Origin of the sequence: Enterobacter sp. RHBSTW-00975, assembly GCF_013615235.1 — a bacterium.
In the GTDB taxonomy this organism is placed as follows: Bacteria; Pseudomonadota; Gammaproteobacteria; order Enterobacterales; family Enterobacteriaceae; genus Enterobacter; species Enterobacter ludwigii.
In genome coordinates this window covers 2,813,487-2,830,112 of record NZ_CP055883.1, presented here as the reverse complement: position 1 = coordinate 2,830,112, position 16,626 = coordinate 2,813,487, and the positions used below count along the sequence as shown (strand labels likewise).

Here is a 16,626-nt window from a genome sequence, read left to right as displayed (position 1 = left end):
AAATATTGATTTTTGTGACGATGGTCATATTATAAGCACATTGACGATAAAGTTGTATAACAAGTTAATGGAGCTACCTGATGAAACTTCGCAAAATCCTGAAAAGTATGTGGGCTAACTACTGCAACACTTTTAAAGACGTGCCACCGGGCGCAATGTTCTGATGAAAAAAACCTGCTTCGGCGGGTTTTTTTGTGCTCGTAAGCGACGAGAGGGAGATGAATGGGCCTGCGTTTTGTTACTATGGCGGCCTTTAAATAAGGAGAAAGCCCCATGTCACAAAACCTGAGCGCCGATCAGGAGCTGGTGTCAGACGTTGTCGCCTGTCAGTTAGTTATCAAACAAATCCTTGATGTCCTGGACGTTATTGCGCCGGTTGAAGTGCGCGAGAAGATGTCCACGCAGCTGAAAAATATCGATTTCAACAGCCATCCCGCTGCGGCTGACCCGGTCACGCTTCGCGCTATTCAGAAAGCCATCGCGCTGATTGAACTGCGATTCACGCCGCAGGGCGAGTCTCACTAAAGCCCGCCTGACGCTAAAAAGGGCGACCGTTTGTCGCCCTTCGCTCACCTTAAAAGAACGTCTGTACCAGCAGATAGCTCGCCGCACACGCGCAGCTAACGCCAATTAATCCCGGCAGAATAAAGCTGTGGTTAATGATAAATTTGCCGATGCGGGTTGTGCCCGAACGGTCAAAGCCGATGCAGGCTAAATCGCTTGGGTAGGTCGGCAGGACAAAATAGCCGTAAGAGGCCGGGAAAAAGGCGATCAGCATTTTCGGGTCGATTCCCAGCATCAGCCCCATAGGCGCAACGGCCGTCAGGGCTGCCGCCTGGCTGTTCACCAGCTTTGATACCAGGAACAGCACAATCGCGTAGGTCCACGGATGGCTTTTCACCACGCCTTCCAGCGCCAGCTTTAACTCATCAAGATGCGCCTGGAAAAAGGTATCGCTCATCCACGCCACCCCGAACACCGAGAAGATCGCGACCATACCCGCCTTAAACACCGCGCCGTTAGAAATGGCAGACGCATTGACCTTGCAGGCCATCAGCATTACGGCACCGGCAATTAACATCATCATCTGGATGACAAGGTTCATCGACAGCGCCGTCATTTTTCCTTTTATCTCAAATGCAGGGCGCAGGTCAGGGAATGCCCCCAGCAGGACAACCACGGCAATGCCGGCGAAGAAAATCCACGTGGACCAGTAGGCCTGTTTTGGAAAACGTTGATTCATTAACGTTTCCGTCCCGCCGTAGATGAATTCACGCTGCTTCGGATCTTTGAGCTTTTCCTGAAACTCCTTATCGTCCGCTAACGCTTTCCCACGACGCAAACTCCACAGCGCAGCAATCGCCACACCGAACAGTGAGGCAGGCACCGAGACGGCGAGAATTTCCAGTATTCCCCACGCGTGGCCGAGCCCATGCTGCGCGCCCAGAATGGAGACCAGTGACACAACGGCCACGGAGACCGGCGAGGCCGTAATTGCCATCTGCGATGCCACTGATGCCACGGCCATTGGGCGTTCCGGGCGGATCCCTTTTTTCAGGGCGATATCCGCAATGATGGGAAACATGGTGTACACCACGTGTCCGGTCCCGCAGAGAAAGGTCAGCATCCAGGTGGTAAAAGGGGCGAGAAGCGTGATGTGTTGAGGATGTTTGCGCAGCAGGCGCTCAGCAAATTGCATCATGACGTTCAGGCCGCCTGCGGTCTGAAGCGTTGCGGCACACCCAATGACGGCGAGAATGGTCAGCATCACGTCAACCGGCGGTTTGCCGGGTTGCAGACCAAAGACAAAACATAAAATAAAAAGGCCAATACCGCTTATCAACCCAAGCCCCATGCCGCCGAAACGCGTACCTGTCAGCAGGCAGAGGAGGATGACAATAAACTCAATGGTGATCATGATGCTCCCTCGTCAATGATAATGTAATTAAATAAATCATTACATGTTGTGTGGTTAATCATTGAGAGCGAGATCTGATTTGTTAAATCTTAGCAAAAGCAGAAGGTTGGCGACGAGAAGGGGAACCTGCTCCCGGTAGGCCGAAAAGCGCGCCTGGCCGGGAGCAGGAAAAATGATCAGTGGTGCTGTACCGTCACAAGGTCAAGCAGATGACGGTCGGTTTGTTCCGGACATAAACCCGCCTGCTGCGCGTTATGGATTTCGTCCGCCAGCGTTTTGAGCAGCATGCCGTCCTGCTGTTGCGCTTTATCCATATCGCGTAAGAATTTAAGGGTTTTGGTGTCGTGTTGTGCTCTGGCTTCATCGGCCAGCTTGTTAAGCGTGCTGCAACGCTGTTCGTACTGTTCCAGTGTTTTCTCAAACAATTCTTCCAGAGAAGAGTAGTTATCGTCGATCGTATCAAGCGCTTTTACGGTTGGGTTTGCCCCTGCGGCTTTCATGAAGTTAAAAACACGCATCATATGGGTGACGTTGCTTTGCGCCTGGCTGCGAAAAAAAGTGGCGGAGCCATTGAGACTGTTTTCGGAACACCACGAGCTGATATGCAGGTGCAGATTCGAGGCATAGAACTCGAGGTTCAACTGGGCATTGAGTTTTTGCATCATCGTTTGGGTAGTCATACTCATATCCTTATTGACTGTGGGACGTGATGTCCGCGGCTAACCTGACCCGGCAGGCACATCTAATGGAATGCAGAAATGGCATTTCTGCGGCGACAAAAGTCGATCGAATATTCACTTCCTGTGTTCGATATAAATAAGCATACCCTTGTATTCTGTCTAAGAAAACTCTTAATTAGGCTGTGTTTACCATACATTACAAAATTTAATATAGTACAGAAATGAAAACAGGTAGAGATAAATTAACACATTAATAACTAATTGATTTTTGTGTGTTTGTGTATTGTTTGTATTGTTTTTTCAAGAGCGAAAATATTAAGGCAACAGAATCTTCTGTGACGATGTGAAAAACAGATCAATCAATCAGGATATATTTTGAGGAATAAAATTGCGCTAAATCAATTTATCGCAAAAAGGTGAGTGTGTGATCGCCGTGCAAGATTGTTCTTAATGATTATGTAAAAATGAAACAGTGTTTTATCTTGTTTCAATAATTGAGGTTTATGATGGCAAAGGTTGCGGTGCTGTTGGCACCCGGTTTTGAGGAAGCAGAGGCGATTATCACCATTGATATTTTGCGCCGGCTGAACATCGACGTGGAAACTCTGGCCTGCGCGCAGTCGCGTGCAGTGATCAGTTACCATAACATTCCCATGGTGGCAGACAGCATCTTATCAGAACGCAGCGATTCGCTTTACGATGCGATTGTTCTACCCGGGGGACCGCAGGGCAGCGCAAATCTGGCCGCGGATCCGCAGGTTATCCGTTTTATTTCTGCACATGACGCGCGCGGAAAACTGATTTGCCCTATTTGTTCAGCAGCGGCGCGCGTGCTGGGGGGAAATGGGCTGCTTCGGGGGCGTCGCTACGTCTGCTCCGGGGATTTATGGGAGACGGTAAAAGACGGTGAATATGTGGATGCACCGGTCGTCCAGGATAAAAACCTGCTCAGCGGCAAAGGTCTTGGTCATGCGTTTGACTTTGCGCTGGCCCTGGCTGCTCGACTGTTGGGTGACGAAACGCCCGTTCGCGATCACGCTGACCACATCTATTACGCCTGGTAAATTTCCCGCCGGATGCTAGAGCCTCCGGCGCTCAGGGACTTCTTAGCTGATCTTATGGATAATTCTGCTTAACCCCGTTTCATTTGTCCGACAATTCCTGCCGTTTTTATGTCATTTTCCGCTGAATTTATGTACGCAATTACTGTAATTCTGCGGTGTGATGGCGCTCTCTTATGGATGATTAATTTCCCGCTAAAACTATGACCAGCAATAACGCTTATGACGAGGTAAGCGCTAATGCCTTGTTTTAAGTCCGATTAAATAAGAAGCACGCAAATATTCCCTACAGAAAAGAATGCTAAAGCTGGAGTTTACCATGCACAAATTTACTAAAGCGCTGGCGGCCGTTGGTCTGGCTGCTGTTATGTCACAATCCGCTATCGCAGAGAATTTAAAACTCGGTTTTTTGGTAAAACAGCCAGAAGAGCCGTGGTTCCAGACTGAGTGGAAATTCGCCGATAAAGCCGGAAAAGATTTAGGTTTTGACGTCATTAAAATCGCCGTGCCTGACGGTGAAAAAACCCTGAACGCCATCGACAGCCTGGCGGCCAGCGGTGCGAAAGGTTTCGTTATCTGTACACCCGATCCAAAACTGGGGTCGGCAATTGCGGCTAAAGCGCGCGGTTACGACATGAAGGTTATTGCCGTTGACGATCAGTTCGTCAATGCCAAAGGCAAGCCAATGGACACCGTGCCGCTGGTAATGATGGCCGCGACCAAAATTGGTGAGCGCCAGGGTCAGGAACTCTATAAAGAGATGCAAAAGCGCAGCTGGGATGTAAAAGAGACGGGCGTCATGGCCATCACGGCTGATGAGCTCGATACTGCACGTCGTCGTACTACCGGTTCCATGGACGCTCTGAAAGCCGCCGGCTTCCCGGAAAAACAGATCTATAAAGTTCCTACCAAATCCAACGATATCCCCGGCGCGTTCGACGCCGCGAACTCAATGCTGGTTCAACACCCGGAAGTTAAACACTGGCTGGTGGTCGGTATGAACGACAACACCGTGCTGGGTGGCGTGCGTGCGACAGAAGGTCAGGGCTTTAAAGCTCCGGATGTGATCGGTATCGGCATCAACGGCGTTGACGCCGTCAGCGAACTGTCCAAAGCGCAGGCGACCGGCTTCTATGGCTCTCTGCTGCCAAGCCCGGACGTACACGGCTACAAATCCAGTGAAATGCTCTACAACTGGGTGACCAAAGGGGCTGAACCGCCGAAATTTACTGAAGTGACCGACGTGGTGCTGATTACCCGCGACAACTTCAAAGAGGAACTGGCGAAAAAAGGACTGGGCGGTAAGTAATACGCTGTGATTGCGCCCCTCATTCACCATGAGGGGCCAGACGTACACACTACAGGAATCACGGAGACGTTATGCGACAGTCTGATCCGTATCTCTCATTTCGCGGCATCGGGAAAACGTTCCCCGGTGTTAACGCGCTGACCGATATCAGTTTCGACTGCTATGCCGGCCAGGTTCATGCCCTGATGGGTGAAAATGGCGCGGGAAAATCCACGCTGTTAAAAATCCTCAGCGGCAACTATTCCCCTACGACCGGCACATTGGCCATTCGTGGCGAAGAGGTGGCTTTTGCTGATACCACGGCGGCGCTTAATGCCGGGGTGGCCATTATCTATCAGGAACTGCACCTGATCCCAGAGATGACCGTGGCCGAGAACATCTATTTAGGACAGCTCCCGCACAAAAGCGGCGTGGTTAATCGTTCGCTACTTAATTATGAAGCAGGGCTGCAGCTTAAACATCTTGGGCTGGACGTCGATCCTCAGACGCCGCTGAAATACCTCTCCATCGGCCAGTGGCAGATGGTTGAAATTGCCAAGGCTCTGGCGCGTAACGCCAGAATTATTGCCTTTGATGAACCCACCAGTTCGCTTTCCGCACGTGAAATCGAAAACCTGTTCCGCGTGATCCGGGAGTTGCGCCAGGAAGGCCGCACGATTTTGTATGTTTCGCACCGTATGGAAGAGATATTTGCCCTGAGCGACGCCATCACCGTGTTTAAAGATGGCCGCTATGTGCGCACCTTTAGCGATATGGCGCAGGTGAACCATGACCAGCTTGTCCAGGCGATGGTCGGACGCGATCTGGGGGACATTTACCACTGGAAACCGCGTGAGTACGGCCCTGAACGCCTGCGACTGGATAATGTAAAAGCGCCGGGAGTACGCATGCCGGTTTCGTTATCGGTACGCAGCGGTGAAATCGTCGGGCTGTTCGGCCTGGTGGGCGCAGGGCGTAGCGAGTTAATGAAAGGGTTGTTCGGCGGCACGCGCATTACCGAGGGCGTGGTGTCTATTGACGGCGCACCGGTGGATATTCAGAAGCCCGCCCACGCGATTAAGGCAGGCATGATGCTCTGCCCGGAAGATCGCAAAGCGGAGGGGATTATTCCGGTGCATTCGGTGCGTGACAACATCAATATCTCCGCCCGTCGCAAATTTATCCGCGCAGGATGCCTGATCAACGATAGCTGGGAATCGAGCAATGCCGATCACCACATTCGTTCACTCAATATCAAAACGCCGGGACCGGAACAGCTGATCATGAATCTTTCCGGGGGCAACCAGCAGAAGGCCATTCTGGGCCGCTGGCTGTCGGAGGATATGAAGGTCATTCTGCTGGACGAACCGACGCGCGGTATCGATGTGGGGGCAAAACACGAGATTTATAACGTGATCTATGAACTGGCAAAACGCGGCGTGGCGGTGCTTTTCGCCTCCAGCGATCTGCCTGAAGTGCTTGGCGTCGCCGATCGCATTGTCGTCATGCGTGAAGGTGAAATTGCCGGTGAATTGCTTCATGAACAGGCGAATGAACAACAGGCGTTGAATCTCGCCATGCCTAAAGTCAGCCAGGCTGTCGCCTGAGTAAGGAGTTAATGATGTCCTCTGTTACTACATCCGGAGCGCCAAAGTCGGCGTTCAGTTTTGGCCGAATCTGGGATCAGTACGGCATGCTGGTGGTCTTTGCCGCCCTGTTTGTCGCCTGTGCGATCTTCGTTCCTAATTTTGCCACCTTTATTAATATGAAAGGGCTGGGGCTGGCCATTTCCATGTCCGGCATGGTGGCCTGCGGTATGCTGTTCTGTCTGGCCTCGGGCGATTTTGACCTGTCGGTGGCCTCGGTTATTGCCTGTGCCGGCGTTACCACGGCTGTGGTAATCAACATGACGGAGAGCCTGTGGATTGGCGTGCTGGCGGGTCTGTTACTGGGCGTGCTCAGCGGGCTGGTGAACGGCTTTGTCATTGCTCGCCTGAAGATTAACGCCCTGATCACAACGCTTGCGACCATGCAAATTGTGCGAGGTCTTGCCTATATCATCTCTGACGGTAAAGCGGTGGGGATTGAAGACGAGCGCTTCTTTACCCTAGGTTACGCAAACTGGCTGGGGCTGCCAGCGCCAATCTGGCTGACCGTGGCCTGTCTTATCCTGTTCGGGTTCCTGCTCAACCGGACCACGTTTGGCCGTAATACCCTGGCTATCGGGGGCAATGAAGAAGCCGCACGTCTGGCCGGTGTGCCGGTGGTGCGTACCAAGATTATTATCTTTGTTCTTTCCGGGCTGGTCTCTGCAGCCGCAGGGATTATTCTGGCGTCGCGAATGACCAGTGGCCAGCCAATGACCTCTATCGGTTATGAGCTGATCGTCATTTCAGCCTGTGTTTTGGGGGGCGTTTCCCTGAAAGGCGGCATCGGAAAAATCTCATATGTGGTGGCCGGTATCCTGATCCTGGGGACGGTAGAGAACGCCATGAACCTGCTCAATATTTCGCCGTTCTCTCAGTACGTCGTTCGTGGCCTGATCCTGCTGGCAGCGGTGATATTCGACCGTTACAAGCAAAAAGCGAAGCGTACCGTTTGAGGTTTTTCCTATCTTTATATTGCTCAACTAATAACCTTAGCTGACCCCCGAACCGCCTCGCCAGTTTTGCTGGCGGGGCGGTTGTCAAATGGCGAGCGACGTCACACTGTCTATACTTACATGGCTATGAAAGAGGTAAAGGCGTTTACCTCTCGTAAACCGTAAGGAGGAATAGGGTGGCTGACTTGTTAACTGCACCGCCTGTACTGCCCGGACACTATGCTTTCTTTTTTGATCTCGACGGTACGCTCGCCGAGATAAAGCCGCATCCTGACCTGGTGGCGATCCCCGCCACGGTTCTTCAGAAGTTGCATCAGCTCTCGCAGATGACTGAGGGAGCAGTGGCATTGATATCAGGGCGCTCGATGGCCGAACTGGACCAGCTTGCCAGGCCTTATCGCTTTCCGCTGGCCGGTGTACACGGAGCGGAGCGCCGCGACATCCATGATCAAACGCATATCGTTTCACTCCCCGACGCATTAATCCAGGCGCTACAGGTACAACTCTCGTCTGCGCTGGCAGAATTGCCCGGTACGGAGCTTGAAGCCAAAGGGATGGCCTTTGCCCTGCATTATCGCCAGGCGCCGCAGCACGAAGCGGCTGTGCTTGCGCTTGCGACCGCTATAGCAAATGCACATCCGGAGCTGGCGCTGCAGCCGGGTAAATGCGTGGTGGAGCTTAAACCTAAAGGGATCAATAAAGGCGCGGCGATTGCTGCGTTTATGGCGACACCGCCTTTTAACGGCAGGACGCCCGTTTTTATTGGGGATGACCTGACCGATGAGGCAGGGTTTCGTGTGGTGAATCAGGCCGGAGGGATCGCCATCAAGGTCGGGCCTGGTGAGACTGTCGCCGAATGGCGTCTGGCGGATGTCGCCAGCGTCTGGCAGTGGATATCTGACATCGCTAACCAGCAACAACAACAAATAGCGCAAAACAAAGGGGGAAACCATTATGGGTCGCTTAGTCGTCGTCTCTAACCGAATTGCACCGCCTGATGATAAAAAATCCAGTGCAGGTGGCCTGGCGGTTGGGGTATTAGGTGCCTTAAAAGCCGCCGGTGGGCTGTGGTTTGGCTGGAATGGTGAAATCAGTGAAGAACAGAAACCGCTCAAGAAAGTGACGCGCGGAAATATTACGTGGGCGTCGTTTGCGTTAAACGAAAAAGATTATGACGAGTATTACTCGCAGTTCTCCAATGCTGTGCTGTGGCCAGCGTTTCACTATCGTCTGGATCTGGTCAAATTCCAGCGCGAGTCCTTTGAAGGCTACACGCGGGTGAATTCGCTGCTGGCGGATAAACTGCTGCCTTTAATCGAGGAAGACGATATTTTATGGATCCACGATTATCACCTGCTGCCCTTCGCCAGAGAGTTGCGTAAAAGGGGAGTGAATAACCGGATTGGCTTTTTCCTGCATATTCCGTTCCCGACGCCGGAAATCTTTACCGCGCTGCCGCCGCATGAAGAGTTGCTGGATGCGCTGTGTGACTACGATCTGCTGGGCTTCCAGACCGAGAATGACCGACTTGCGTTCCTTGATTCTGTGTCCGGCAAAACGCGAGTGGTGACCAAAGGGGGGAAAACCCATACGGCCTGGGGCAAGACATTCCACACTGAAGTGTATCCCATCGGTATTGAACCTGAAGAGATTGCCGAGCAGGCTTCCGGTCCGCTGCCGCCCAAACTGGCGCAGCTTAAGAATGAACTCAAGCATGTGAAGAATATCTTCTCGGTGGAACGTCTTGATTATTCCAAAGGGCTGCCAGAACGTTTCCTGGCGTATGAAACGCTGCTGGAGAAGTACCCGCAGCATCACGGTAAAATCCGCTATACGCAGATAGCGCCCACCTCGCGCGGTGAAGTGCAGGCTTATCAGGATATTCGTCACCAACTGGAGACGGAAGCAGGGCGCATTAATGGCCGCTACGGTCAGTTGGGCTGGACGCCGCTCTTTTATCTGAATCAACACTTTGACCGTAAGATCCTGATGAAAGTGTTCCGCTATGCGGATGTCGGGCTGGTTACGCCATTGCGGGACGGGATGAACCTGGTCGCGAAAGAGTACGTCGCCGCCCAGGACCCCGCCGATCCGGGTGTGCTGGTGCTTTCCCAGTTTGCCGGGGCCGCCAATGAATTGACGTCTGCGCTTATCGTCAACCCTTACGATCGTGACGACGTGGCGAATGCCCTCAACCGTGCGCTGACGATGCCGCTCACGGAGCGTATTTCCCGCCATGCCGAGATGATGGAAACGATCCGTAAGAACGATATTAACCACTGGCAGGCGCGTTTTATTCGCGATCTTCGTGATATTGCCCCGCAGAGTAATGAAGGCCATCTGCAAAAAAAGATCGCGACATTCCCTAAACTCGCCTGATTTTCCTCTGGGGGTTTAACGACCCCCAAGAGGCACTAACAACACATCCACCTGGCTTGACGCCACAATCGATTTCGCCGCACAGGCTGCGCGAGAAAAAAAGCTGTGGTTATGATTCCCGCATATTACTAAATCAATATTCTGCTTACTGCATATGCTGAGAATATGCGCATTAAGCTCCCCGGTCGCAATAATGGTGTCATATATAGGATATTGCGCCTTTTCTACCAGCTCGCGCATAAATTGCTGCGTTTCTTCCTGTAATACCTCACGAATATCTTCCAGCATGGGGGCAGCCAGTTGATTATACATCTCAGGCTCGGCCGCGAGGGTGATCAGGCTGATACGGGCATTATGCGGTCTGGCAATGGAAACCGCCCGGGCGATGAGTTCATGGCTTTCGGGCGAAACCGCAACAGAAACAAGAAGATGGGAGTAACTCATAACGCACTCCTTAGGTGTCTGAAAGACAGCGTCTTAGTCACCATTACCGCGATTTCACCGGATCTGCAAGAGGTGAATACGACATAAGTGTGAAGCTAATCATAATTATTCATTAATTATTCTTATAAGAAGAATAACGGGAAAACGTGCCTAAATGAAAAAAATTAACAACTTAACCTGAATCACACTTTTTTACGTTTCCGGTGTTAAATCGTTTTAATGCGTTATAAACACATTTCTAATGATTACCATGTGAAACAATTGTTATGGGCGTTTTTCATAACTGCATGTTTTTTATAGGTAATGAAAATGTGACCTTAAGATGGATTCGCTGTGACGCGCATCCGGTCGCTGACACGTTTCGAACAGCACATGTCATGCCACTTCTGCTCATACTCCTGCATGAGTATTCGCCCATAAAGAATAGAAAACAGTGTCGATCGTTCAAAAAATAACCAATTTACAAGTCATACTGATGGATTTGTGGGAGATATTCACTTAAATTGTGTGACGTAGATCACATTTTTTTAAATTTGGGGGTGGCTGCATTGTATGTGTCAAAACTGACGAGTAGAGTTTGCGTCGAATTAGGAAAAATCTTAGTTATTTGTAAGAAATGATAAAACGTGTAAGAGACGTAACCGCGTTTCAGCTGTTGCGCGTTTCAATGAATACAAACCTAAATTCGACTATGCATTTAGCCTTTTCTTTTTTATACCGGGTGATTTCCCGGCGACATCACGGGGTGCGGTCTTTCCGCATAAAAATAATAGTTGGTTATTCGGGATGGGAACAATGCATACATCCGAGTTGCTAAAACATATCTATGACATCAATTTGTCGTATTTACTGCTCGCGCAGCGTTTGATTAGTCAGGACAAGGCGTCCGCGATGTTTCGTCTGGGTATTAATGAAGAAATGGCAACCATGCTGGGTGGGTTAACCCTTCCTCAAATGGTTAAACTGGCGGAAACAAACCAACTGGTTTGCCAGTTCCGTTTTGACAATCCTCAGACTATCACGCGTCTGACGCAGGATTCCCGTGTTGACGATCTTCAACAGATCCATACCGGTATTCTTCTTTCCACTCGCTTGCTTACCGAAATCAGCCAGCCTGATGACGCAGCCCGTAAGAAAAGGGCCTAGCAATGAGCGAGAAAAGCATTGTTCAGGAAGCGCGTGACATACAGTTAGCAATGGAGCTGATTACGCTCGGTGCTCGTTTACAAATGCTGGAAAGCGAGACTCAGCTGAGTCGTGGTCGCCTCATCAAATTGTATAAAGAGTTACGTGGTAGTCCCCCGCCGAAAGGAATGCTGCCGTTTTCAACGGACTGGTTTATGACCTGGGAACAGAACATTCATGCCTCCATGTTCTGTAATGCCTGGCAGTATCTTCTCAAAACCGGTTTGTGTAGCGGCGTTGATGCCGTGATCAAAGCGTATAAACTTTACCTTGAACAATGCCCGCAGCAGGACGAGGGTCCTTTGCTGGCGCTCACCCGCGCATGGACGCTGGTGCGTTTTGTTGAAAGCGGAATGCTTGAGCTGTCGCGCTGTAACTGCTGCGATGGCAATTTTATTACCCATGCGCATCAGCCTGCAGGCAGCTTCGCCTGTAGTTTATGCCAGCCTCCATCCCGAGCAGTAAAAAGACGTAAACTTTCCCGGGAAGCTGCCGATATTATTCCACAACTGCTGGATGAACAGATCGAACAAGCTGTTTAACCCGAACGTGTGGGCAAGATTCCAGCAGCGGTAAGCAATTACCGCTGCTTTTTTTTACCCCGCAAACGGTAAACGCTGCGAGCTGAACATCCTTGCCATAGTCACTAGCGGAAGGATGATGTCGTGCTTATCTTATTAGGTTACCTGGTAGTTCTCGGTACAGTTTTCGGCGGTTACATGATGACCGGCGGGCACCTTGGAGCACTCTATCAACCGGCTGAACTTATTATCATCGGCGGCGCAGGGGTAGGGGCTTTTATCGTTGGTAATAACGGTAAATCGATCAAGGGCACGCTGAAAGCTATTCCACTGCTGTTCCGTCGCTCTAAATACACCAAAAGCATGTATATGGATCTGCTTGCGCTGCTCTATCGTCTGATGGCGAAGTCGCGTCAGCAGGGTATGTTCTCGCTTGAGCGGGATATTGAAAACCCGAAAGAGAGCGAAATTTTTGCCAGCTACCCGCGCATTCTCGCTGACGCAATGATGCTGGATTTCATCGTCGATTACCTGCGACTGATCATCAGCGGCAACATGAACACCTTCGAAATCGAAGCGCTGATGGACGAAGAGATTGAAACGCATGAAAGCGAATCCGAAGTGCCGGCAAACAGCCTGGCGCTGGTGGGCGATTCCCTCCCTGCGTTCGGTATCGTCGCGGCGGTGATGGGCGTGGTACACGCGCTGGCCTCGGCGGATCGTCCTGCGGCAGAGCTGGGCGCGCTGATTGCGCATGCGATGGTGGGCACCTTCCTCGGTATTTTGCTGGCGTATGGTTTTATCTCTCCGCTGGCCAGCGTTCTGCGTCAGAAGAGCGCGGAAACGACCAAAATGATGCAGTGCGTGAAGATCACGCTGCTCTCTAACCTCAACGGTTATGCGCCACCTATCGCAGTTGAATTCGGCCGTAAAACGCTTTATTCCAGCGAGCGCCCGTCGTTTATCGAGCTTGAAGAACACGTGCGTGCGGTGAAAAACCCAAACCAACAGACGACAACTGAGGACGCATGAAAAATCAGTCCCATCCGATCGTCATCGTAAAAAAACGCAAGCACAAGGGGCATGGGCACGGCGCGCATGGCTCCTGGAAAATCGCGTACGCCGATTTTATGACCGCAATGATGGCATTCTTTCTGGTGATGTGGCTCATCTCCATCTCCAGCCCGAAAGAGTTGATCCAGATTGCCGAGTATTTCCGAACGCCGCTGGCGACCGCCGTGACCGGTGGGCAGCGAATCTCTAACAGCGACAGCCCGATCCCTGGCGGTGGCGATGATTACACCCAGCAGAAGGGTGAGGTGAAGAAAGAGCCGAACATCGACGAGCTGAAAAAACGCATGGAGCAAGCGCGCCTGAAGAAACTGCGCGGCGATCTCGATCAGCTGATTGAGGCGGATCCTAAACTGCGTGCCCTGCGACCACACCTGAAGATCGATCTGGTGCAGGAAGGTTTACGTATACAGATTATTGATAGCCAGAATCGCCCGATGTTCAAAACGGGGAGCGCGGAAGTTGAGCCATACATGCGCGACATTTTGCGCGGCATTGCGCCAGTGCTGAACGGTATTCCTAACCGTATCAGCCTGTCTGGACACACGGATGACTTCCCGTACGCCACGGGTGAGAAGGGATACAGCAACTGGGAGCTTTCTGCCGATCGTGCCAACGCCTCGCGTCGCGAGCTGGTGGCAGGTGGGCTTGATGATGGCAAGGTACTGCGCGTGGTCGGCATGGCATCAACCATGCGAGTCACTGACCGCGGGCCGGATGACGCCATCAACCGTCGTATCAGTCTTTTAGTGCTGAACCAGCAGGCGGAGCAGGCCATCCTGCACGAAAACGCCGAAAGTCAGAATGAGTCACTGGACGATTTAAAACAGCCTGGGGCCGTTCCTTCGGCTGCCGTTCCAACATCGCCACCAGCCAATCCGAGGTGATAGCGTGAGCATGGATATTAGCGATTTTTACCAGACATTCTTTGATGAAGCCGACGAATTGTTGGCCGATATGGAGCAACACTTGCTGGATTTGGTGCCTGAAGCACCGGACTCCGAGCAGCTCAATGCCATCTTCCGTGCGGCGCACTCGATTAAAGGCGGAGCCGGAACGTTTGGATTTACCATCCTGCAGGAAACGACCCATTTAATGGAAAACCTGCTGGATGAAGCACGACGCGGTGAGATGCAGCTCAATACCGACATTATCAACCTGTTTTTGGAAACCAAAGATATTATGCAGGAACAGCTCGACGCCTATAAAAGCTCGGCAGAGCCTGATGCCGCCAGCTTTGAATACATCTGCAATGCGCTGCGCCAGCTCGCGCTGGAAGCCAAAGGTGACGCAGCCGCAGCCGTTGTTCCGGCAGCCAAACTGAGCGTTGTCGATGCCGTTACCGCACAAGAGGCGGCCCCGGCCGCCGCTGCGAGTAAAGTGCGCGTGGTGCTGTCTCGCCTCAAAGAGAACGAAGTTGACCTTCTTGAAGAAGAGCTGAGTAACCTGGCGAAATTAAGCAACGTGGTGAAAGGCAAAGACAGCCTGAGTGCGACGCTGGAAGAGGGGATTAGCCAGGACGATATCGTGGCGGTCCTGTGCTTTGTTATCGAAGCCGACCAGATCGCGTTTGAAACCGAAACGGCGGCGGTTGACGTGCCAGCGGCAGTGGAAGAGGTGGCGGTTGTTCCTCAGGCGGCCGCGCCTGCCGTTGCGCCTGCGGCGCCGGTATTGAAAGCGGTGCCAAAAGATGCCGCCGCACCAGGCCGTGGTGACAAACCGGCCGCGCGCTCCAGTGAATCCACCAGCATCCGCGTCGCCGTCGAGAAAGTTGACCAGCTGATTAACCTGGTGGGTGAACTGGTGATTACCCAGTCGATGCTGGCACAGCGGTCTAACGAACTGGATCCGGTGACCCACGGAGATCTGATTACCAGCATGGGGCAGTTGCAACGTAATGCCCGCGACCTGCAGGAATCGGTGATGTCCATCCGTATGATGCCGATGGAATATGTCTTCAGCCGCTTCCCGCGTCTGGTGCGTGACCTGGCCAGCAAACTGAATAAACAGATTGAACTGACGCTGATGGGCAGCTCCACCGAACTGGATAAAAGCCTGATCGAACGCATTATCGACCCGTTAACGCACCTGGTGCGTAACAGCCTCGACCACGGTATCGAACTGCCGGAAAACCGCATTGCTGCCGGAAAATCCCCGGTCGGGAATCTGATCCTCTCCGCCGAACACCAGGGCGGGAACATCTGCATCGAAGTGACCGATGACGGTGCGGGCCTGAACCGTGAGCGCATTCTGGCGAAAGCCATTTCGCAGGGAATGGCGGTCAACGAAAACATGACTGACGAAGAAGTGGGCATGCTGATCTTCGCGCCAGGCTTCTCGACCGCAGAGCAGGTGACGGACGTTTCCGGACGCGGCGTGGGAATGGACGTGGTGAAGCGTAACATTCAGGAGATGGGCGGCCACGTTGAGATCAAGTCTAAGCAAGGTTCCGGCACCACCATTCGTATCCTGCTGCCGCTGACGCTGGCAATCCTCGACGGCATGTCGGTGAAAGTGGCGGACGAAGTCTTTATTCTGCCGCTGAACGCAGTGATGGAATCGCTGCAGCCGCGTGAAGAAGATCTGCATCCGCTGGCGGGTGGCGAGCGCGTTCTTGAAGTGCGCGGTGAGTACCTGCCGCTGGTCGAATTGTGGAAAGTGTTCGAAGTGGATGGCGCGAAAACCGAGGCCACGCAGGGGATCGTGGTGATCCTGCAAAGTGCGGGTCGCCGCTACGCGCTGCTGGTTGATCAACTGATTGGCCAGCACCAGGTGGTCGTGAAGAACCTCGAAAGCAACTACCGCAAAGTGCCAGGTATTTCTGCCGCCACTATTCTGGGTGACGGTAGCGTGGCGCTGATCGTTGATGTGTCGGCGCTTCAGGGATTAAATCGTGAACAACGTGTGGCGTACACAGCCGCCTGATTAAGTAGAAGGTAATAACATGACCGGTATGAGTAATGTAACGAAACTGGCGGGCGAGCCATCAGGGCAGGAATTCCTGGTATTCACTTTAGGCGATGAGGAGTACGGCATCGATATCCTGAAAGTGCAGGAAATTCGTGGTTACGACCAGGTTACCCGCATCGCGAATACGCCTGCCTTTATTAAAGGTGTCACCAACCTGCGCGGCGTGATTGTGCCTATTGTTGACCTGCGCGTGAAGTTCAGCCAGGGCGACGTGGACTATAACGAAAACACCGTGGTGATTGTCCTGAATCTGGGGCAGCGCGTGGTTGGGATCGTGGTGGATGGCGTATCTGATGTGCTGTCCCTGACGTCCGATCAAATCCGTCCGGCGCCGGAGTTTGCGGTCACGCTGTCTACCGAGTATCTGACGGGGCTGGGAGCGCTGGGTGAGCGTATGCTGATTCTGGTGAATATTGAGAAGCTGCTGAACAGTGATGAGATGGCGCTCCTGGATATCGCGACGAATCACGTGGCGTAATGTTTCTCTAAACGGTTCTGTGAGGCTTT

Annotated in this window: 17 protein-coding genes; 14 read left to right on the top strand and 3 right to left on the bottom strand. The window is 52.3% G+C overall.

Annotation, left to right across the window (positions count from 1 at the left end):
• Positions 1-80: 80 nt before the first annotated feature.
• Together azuC and HV340_RS13540 are read left to right on the top strand one after the other, a co-directional pair.
• Positions 81-164 (top strand): stress response protein AzuC, encoded by an 84-nt coding sequence (gene azuC, locus HV340_RS13545; RefSeq protein WP_014832437.1) that lies wholly within the window; start codon positions 81-83, stop codon positions 162-164.
• Positions 165-273: 109 nt separating this feature from the next.
• Entirely contained in the window at positions 274-525 is a 252-nt protein-coding gene (locus tag HV340_RS13540) for a DUF2766 family protein (protein ID WP_014170688.1), read from the top strand.
• A gap of 49 nt (positions 526-574) precedes the next feature.
• Here the strand turns inward: HV340_RS13540 and HV340_RS13535 are convergent, their stop codons facing one another.
• Both HV340_RS13535 and HV340_RS13530 read right to left on the bottom strand, forming a co-directional pair.
• Positions 575-1,918, bottom strand: a complete 1,344-nt coding sequence (locus HV340_RS13535) for an anaerobic C4-dicarboxylate transporter (protein ID WP_020883368.1) — start codon at positions 1,916-1,918, stop codon at positions 575-577.
• A gap of 176 nt (positions 1,919-2,094) precedes the next feature.
• Complete coding sequence (locus tag HV340_RS13530; RefSeq protein ID WP_020883369.1) at positions 2,095-2,598, bottom strand: non-heme ferritin-like protein; 504 nt, start codon at positions 2,596-2,598, stop codon at positions 2,095-2,097.
• 506 nt (positions 2,599-3,104) lie between these two features.
• Between HV340_RS13530 and HV340_RS13525 the strand changes: the two genes are divergently transcribed.
• The 6 genes from HV340_RS13525 to otsA all read left to right on the top strand — a co-directional run bounded on the left by HV340_RS13525 (position 3,105) and on the right by otsA (position 9,928).
• On the top strand, positions 3,105-3,662 hold the full coding sequence (locus tag HV340_RS13525; protein WP_059305592.1) for a DJ-1 family glyoxalase III: 558 nt from the start codon (positions 3,105-3,107) through the stop codon (positions 3,660-3,662).
• A gap of 316 nt (positions 3,663-3,978) precedes the next feature.
• On the top strand, positions 3,979-4,968 hold the full coding sequence (araF, locus tag HV340_RS13520) for an arabinose ABC transporter substrate-binding protein AraF (RefSeq protein ID WP_063924809.1): 990 nt from the start codon (positions 3,979-3,981) through the stop codon (positions 4,966-4,968).
• A gap of 71 nt (positions 4,969-5,039) precedes the next feature.
• Complete coding sequence (gene araG / locus HV340_RS13515) at positions 5,040-6,554, top strand: L-arabinose ABC transporter ATP-binding protein AraG (RefSeq protein WP_032678442.1); 1,515 nt, start codon at positions 5,040-5,042, stop codon at positions 6,552-6,554.
• A gap of 14 nt (positions 6,555-6,568) precedes the next feature.
• Complete coding sequence (gene araH / locus HV340_RS13510) at positions 6,569-7,549, top strand: arabinose ABC transporter permease AraH (protein WP_014884358.1); 981 nt, start codon at positions 6,569-6,571, stop codon at positions 7,547-7,549.
• 176 nt (positions 7,550-7,725) lie between these two features.
• Entirely contained in the window at positions 7,726-8,529 is an 804-nt protein-coding gene (otsB, locus tag HV340_RS13505; RefSeq protein ID WP_014170681.1) for a trehalose-phosphatase, read from the top strand.
• Complete coding sequence (otsA, locus tag HV340_RS13500) at positions 8,504-9,928, top strand: alpha,alpha-trehalose-phosphate synthase (RefSeq protein WP_014170680.1); 1,425 nt, start codon at positions 8,504-8,506, stop codon at positions 9,926-9,928. Before otsB ends, otsA begins: the two co-directional genes overlap by 26 nt.
• A gap of 15 nt (positions 9,929-9,943) precedes the next feature.
• Here the strand turns inward: otsA and uspC are convergent, their stop codons facing one another.
• Entirely contained in the window at positions 9,944-10,372 is a 429-nt protein-coding gene (uspC, locus tag HV340_RS13495; RefSeq protein WP_014170679.1) for a universal stress protein UspC, read from the bottom strand.
• Positions 10,373-11,167: 795 nt separating this feature from the next.
• Here uspC and flhD point away from each other — a divergent pair.
• From flhD to cheW, 6 genes are all read left to right on the top strand, one after another.
• Positions 11,168-11,518 carry a flagellar transcriptional regulator FlhD gene (flhD, locus tag HV340_RS13490; RefSeq protein WP_020883374.1) on the top strand — a complete coding sequence of 117 codons (351 nt, stop codon included), beginning with the start codon at positions 11,168-11,170 and terminating at the stop codon, positions 11,516-11,518.
• 2 nt (positions 11,519-11,520) lie between these two features.
• A complete protein-coding gene (gene flhC / locus HV340_RS13485; protein WP_014170677.1) occupies positions 11,521-12,099 on the top strand; it encodes a flagellar transcriptional regulator FlhC in 579 nt (192 codons plus the stop codon).
• Between the two features lie 123 nt (positions 12,100-12,222).
• Positions 12,223-13,110, top strand: a complete 888-nt coding sequence (gene motA / locus HV340_RS13480) for a flagellar motor stator protein MotA (RefSeq protein WP_008500417.1) — start codon at positions 12,223-12,225, stop codon at positions 13,108-13,110.
• The gene (gene motB, locus HV340_RS13475; protein WP_014170676.1) at positions 13,107-14,036 is read left to right on the top strand and encodes a flagellar motor protein MotB; all 930 of its coding nucleotides are present in this window, start codon (positions 13,107-13,109) and stop codon (positions 14,034-14,036) included. Before motA ends, motB begins: the two co-directional genes overlap by 4 nt.
• 4 nt (positions 14,037-14,040) lie before the next feature.
• Positions 14,041-16,074, top strand: a complete 2,034-nt coding sequence (gene cheA, locus HV340_RS13470; RefSeq protein WP_014170675.1) for a chemotaxis protein CheA — start codon at positions 14,041-14,043, stop codon at positions 16,072-16,074.
• Positions 16,075-16,093: 19 nt separating this feature from the next.
• Positions 16,094-16,597 (top strand): chemotaxis protein CheW, encoded by a 504-nt coding sequence (cheW, locus tag HV340_RS13465; RefSeq protein WP_020883376.1) that lies wholly within the window; start codon positions 16,094-16,096, stop codon positions 16,595-16,597.
• Positions 16,598-16,626: the final 29 nt, after the last annotated feature.

What these genes read in the sequence shown, in the direction of transcription:
- azuC (WP_014832437.1), top strand. Translation starts at nt 81, where the DNA reads ATGAAACTTCGCAAAATCCTGAAAAGTATGTGGGCTAACTACTGCAAC.
- HV340_RS13540 (WP_014170688.1), top strand. Translation starts at nt 274, where the DNA reads ATGTCACAAAACCTGAGCGCCGATCAGGAGCTGGTGTCAGACGTTGTC.
- HV340_RS13535 (WP_020883368.1), bottom strand. Translation starts at nt 1,918, where the DNA reads ATGATCACCATTGAGTTTATTGTCATCCTCCTCTGCCTGCTGACAGGT.
- HV340_RS13530 (WP_020883369.1), bottom strand. Translation starts at nt 2,598, where the DNA reads ATGACTACCCAAACGATGATGCAAAAACTCAATGCCCAGTTGAACCTC.
- HV340_RS13525 (WP_059305592.1), top strand. Translation starts at nt 3,105, where the DNA reads ATGGCAAAGGTTGCGGTGCTGTTGGCACCCGGTTTTGAGGAAGCAGAG.
- araF (WP_063924809.1), top strand. Translation starts at nt 3,979, where the DNA reads ATGCACAAATTTACTAAAGCGCTGGCGGCCGTTGGTCTGGCTGCTGTT.
- araG (WP_032678442.1), top strand. Translation starts at nt 5,040, where the DNA reads ATGCGACAGTCTGATCCGTATCTCTCATTTCGCGGCATCGGGAAAACG.
- araH (WP_014884358.1), top strand. Translation starts at nt 6,569, where the DNA reads ATGTCCTCTGTTACTACATCCGGAGCGCCAAAGTCGGCGTTCAGTTTT.
- otsA (WP_014170680.1), top strand. Translation starts at nt 8,504, where the DNA reads ATGGGTCGCTTAGTCGTCGTCTCTAACCGAATTGCACCGCCTGATGAT.
- uspC (WP_014170679.1), bottom strand. Translation starts at nt 10,372, where the DNA reads ATGAGTTACTCCCATCTTCTTGTTTCTGTTGCGGTTTCGCCCGAAAGC.
- flhD (WP_020883374.1), top strand. Translation starts at nt 11,168, where the DNA reads ATGCATACATCCGAGTTGCTAAAACATATCTATGACATCAATTTGTCG.
- flhC (WP_014170677.1), top strand. Translation starts at nt 11,521, where the DNA reads ATGAGCGAGAAAAGCATTGTTCAGGAAGCGCGTGACATACAGTTAGCA.
- motB (WP_014170676.1), top strand. Translation starts at nt 13,107, where the DNA reads ATGAAAAATCAGTCCCATCCGATCGTCATCGTAAAAAAACGCAAGCAC.
- cheW (WP_020883376.1), top strand. Translation starts at nt 16,094, where the DNA reads ATGACCGGTATGAGTAATGTAACGAAACTGGCGGGCGAGCCATCAGGG.